Origin of the sequence: uncultured Methanobrevibacter sp., assembly GCF_937906425.1 — an archaeon.
Lineage (GTDB): Archaea > Methanobacteriota > Methanobacteria > Methanobacteriales > Methanobacteriaceae > Methanobrevibacter.
Window position 1 is genome coordinate 1 of sequence record NZ_CALCYR010000223.1, and the last position, 3117, is coordinate 3117.

Annotated in this window: 2 protein-coding genes; both read left to right on the forward strand. The window is 25.3% G+C overall.

What is annotated here, in order from left to right; genetic code table 11:
- Nucleotides 1-112 precede the first annotated feature (112 nt).
- Nucleotides 113-916, forward strand: a complete 804-nt coding sequence (locus Q0138_RS06445) for a DUF368 domain-containing protein (RefSeq protein WP_297982225.1) — start codon at nt 113-115, stop codon at nt 914-916.
- A gap of 315 nt (nt 917-1231) precedes the next feature.
- Nucleotides 1232-3076: a hypothetical protein gene (locus tag Q0138_RS06450; RefSeq protein WP_297982227.1), complete on the forward strand. Its 1845-nt coding sequence runs from the start codon at nt 1232-1234 to the stop codon at nt 3074-3076.
- Nucleotides 3077-3117: the final 41 nt, after the last annotated feature.

Genomic DNA, 3117 nt, shown 5'->3' on the forward strand with positions numbered 1-3117 from the left:
AAAAAGAATTTTTTTTATTATTATATTTTTATATTTATTTTTCAATTTTAGAGGAATTTCAATGAATTTTGATTTAAAGGAAGTATTTTTAATTTTTATAAGAGGATTTTTCATGGGATCTGCAGATACAATCCCTGGAGTTTCCGGTGGTACAATTGCTTTAATAACTGGTATTTATGAACGTTTGGTTCATGCAATTAGTGAAATAAGATTTTCTTTTATTAAACCACTGATAAAATTGAATTTTTCTGAATTTAAGGAAAAATTAATTGAAGAGATTGATTTTGAATTATTCATTCCTCTTGTTTTAGGTATAGGAATTGCAATTTTAACATTGTCCAAACTAATAACTTATCTTTTGGAGACTCAAACAGCATATACATTCTCTTTCTTTTTAGGTTTAATATTGGCATCAGCCTATATTTTATATACCAAATTGGAAGAAATCAATATGAAATTAATCATTTTAACAATAATTGGAATTGTTTTATCCTATATATTTGTAGGATTAAATCCTATTGCTGCTAACCATAGTCTTATTGTATTGTTCTTCTCAGGTCTTATAGCAATCTGTGCAATGATTTTGCCTGGAATTTCCGGTTCATTCCTATTGTTGTTACTGGGTCAATATGAATATATGTTAAACTCTTTAAATTCTCTAAACATTACAGAAATTATTGTTTTTATTATTGGAGCATTAATAGGAATATTAGGATTTTCAAGAGTCTTGAATTATCTTCTTGAAAACCATGAAACCGGAACAATGGCATTTTTAATTGGAATAATGATTGGAACCTTAAGATTGCCAGTAAATCAAATTACAACTAATTTAACTGGATCTTGGATAATTTGTGCTATTTTAGCCATAATTGGAATTCTTTTAATCATTGTTTTAGAAAAAAAGATGGCTAACTAAATTAATATGAATGAAATAAATTAATGAATAAATAATCAAAAAAATTAAAATTTTAACTAAATAATTAATAAATTAATTAAATTAAATAAATTATTAATTAAATTAGAATTAATTAAATTAAATAAATTATTAATTAAATTAGAATTAATTAAATTAGAATTAATTAAATTAAATTTATTAAATTAGATAATTATTAAATTAAATAAATTATTTTAATTAATTAAATTAGATAATTAATTAATTAAATAATAAATAAATTAAATAAATTTATTAAAATAAAGAAATTAAAGAAATTAATCAATTGCTGGTGGAAAAATGGGTTTATTTGATTTTTTAAAAAAAGACAAAAAGGATTCAAAGGAAAATAGAAATAAACAGGAATCTAAATCTAGTGAAAATAATAAAAATAATAAAGATCAAAGTGAAAAACCTAAAAGAACTTCCAGATTTAGAAGAAATAAAAAGGATAATAACAGCATTGATTTTAGTCTAATTAAAAAGATAGATGTCGAAGATATGCAAAAGGCTAAAGAAGAACGTCTTAAAAAGGATTCTCGTTCAAAAGAGGATAAAATTAAGGATGAAAGCTTTAGACAAATAGCAAAAAATCATAAAAGCAGAAACAACAGGATTGCTGCAACAATGGAAATCAAGTCCCAAGATGTTTTGGAGGATTTATCCCTTGAAAATAAGGACAGATATGTTAGAACTATTGCGGCATCCAGAGTTACAGACCCAAATATCCTTGAGGAATTGGCGTCCAATGCAAAATACAGTGATGTAAGACAAATCGCTTATGATAAGTTGGGAAGAGAGGAAAATGTTTTTGCTGAAATTGCCAAATATGATAAAAAAGTTAAAAATCGCCTATCTGCAATAGACCAGATAAATAATGAAGTAATTCTTATGGATATTGTTATCAATGCCAAAGATCAAAAAACCAAATTCAAGGCATTGGATAAAATAGAGAATAATCTTATATTAACTGAAATATTAAAGAAATCCGATGATAAAAAGATAATCAACAATATTGTTGATAACGAGAAATTCAACAATCAGGAAATCCTTGAGGAAATATCTCTTGATGAGGAAATTGACAAGTTTATAAGAGCAGATTCCATAAAGAAATTAGATTCTGACAGTGAAATTATAAAAGAGCTTGCATTCAATGAGGAAAATGAGCATGTACGTTTGGCAGCCATTGAAAAACTCCAAAATCAGGATGATTTAAAGGAAATTGCATTAAATCATGAGGATTCCGCCTCACGTATTAAGGCAAGTCAAAAGATAAGTGATGAGGATACTTTAAGTGAGATTGCTTTTAATGATGAGGATAAATTCGTTAGAATTGAATCGTTAAACAATATATCAAATGAGGATATAATAATTAAGATTGCAAAAGAGGATAGTGACAGTTTTGTAAGAAGTGAATGTATTAAGAAAATTAATTCTCCGATTGATTTAACATACATTTCTATCAATGATGATGATTTAATTGTAGGTAAAAATGCTTTAAACAAACTTCTTAATATATTAAATGAAAATAAAAATAGTGATATGTCTGATATAAGTGAAAATGATAAAAATAATCTAAAATCTGATGATGATAAAAAAGAAAAAAATAATCTAAAATCTGATGGGGATGGAAAAGATAAGATTATGAATATTTCACAAGCGGATATTAATGAATTGCTTCAGGATATTGCAATAAATGCTAATTATGATGAAATTTCAGATTTGGCAATAAAAAATATTGATGATGATGAAATATTATTGAATATTGTCAAGGATTCCAAATTGAATAATAAAGTAAATGCTGCAAACAAGATTAAATCCGAGGATATTTTATCAAAAATGGCCATGGATGATTCAGATTCCAATATAAGATTAAATTCCATTAGAAAAATAAAAGACAAAAAGATTTTAGAGGAAATCGTTTTAAGCGGAAATTATAATGATTCATGTATTGAGGCTATTTCCAAAATAAGAAATCAGGATTTATTGGCTGAATTGGGACAAAATGATAATGATTCCAAGGTTCGTGAAGCAGCTTGTAAAGAGATAACTAGTATTAATGTCTTAGAAAAGATTTTGGCAAATGACGAAGACAAGTATGTTCGTGAAATTGCTAAAAATAGGTTAAATTTGTTAAAAAAATAAGATAATAAGATTTGATATTAATCCTTTATATATATGTAAAA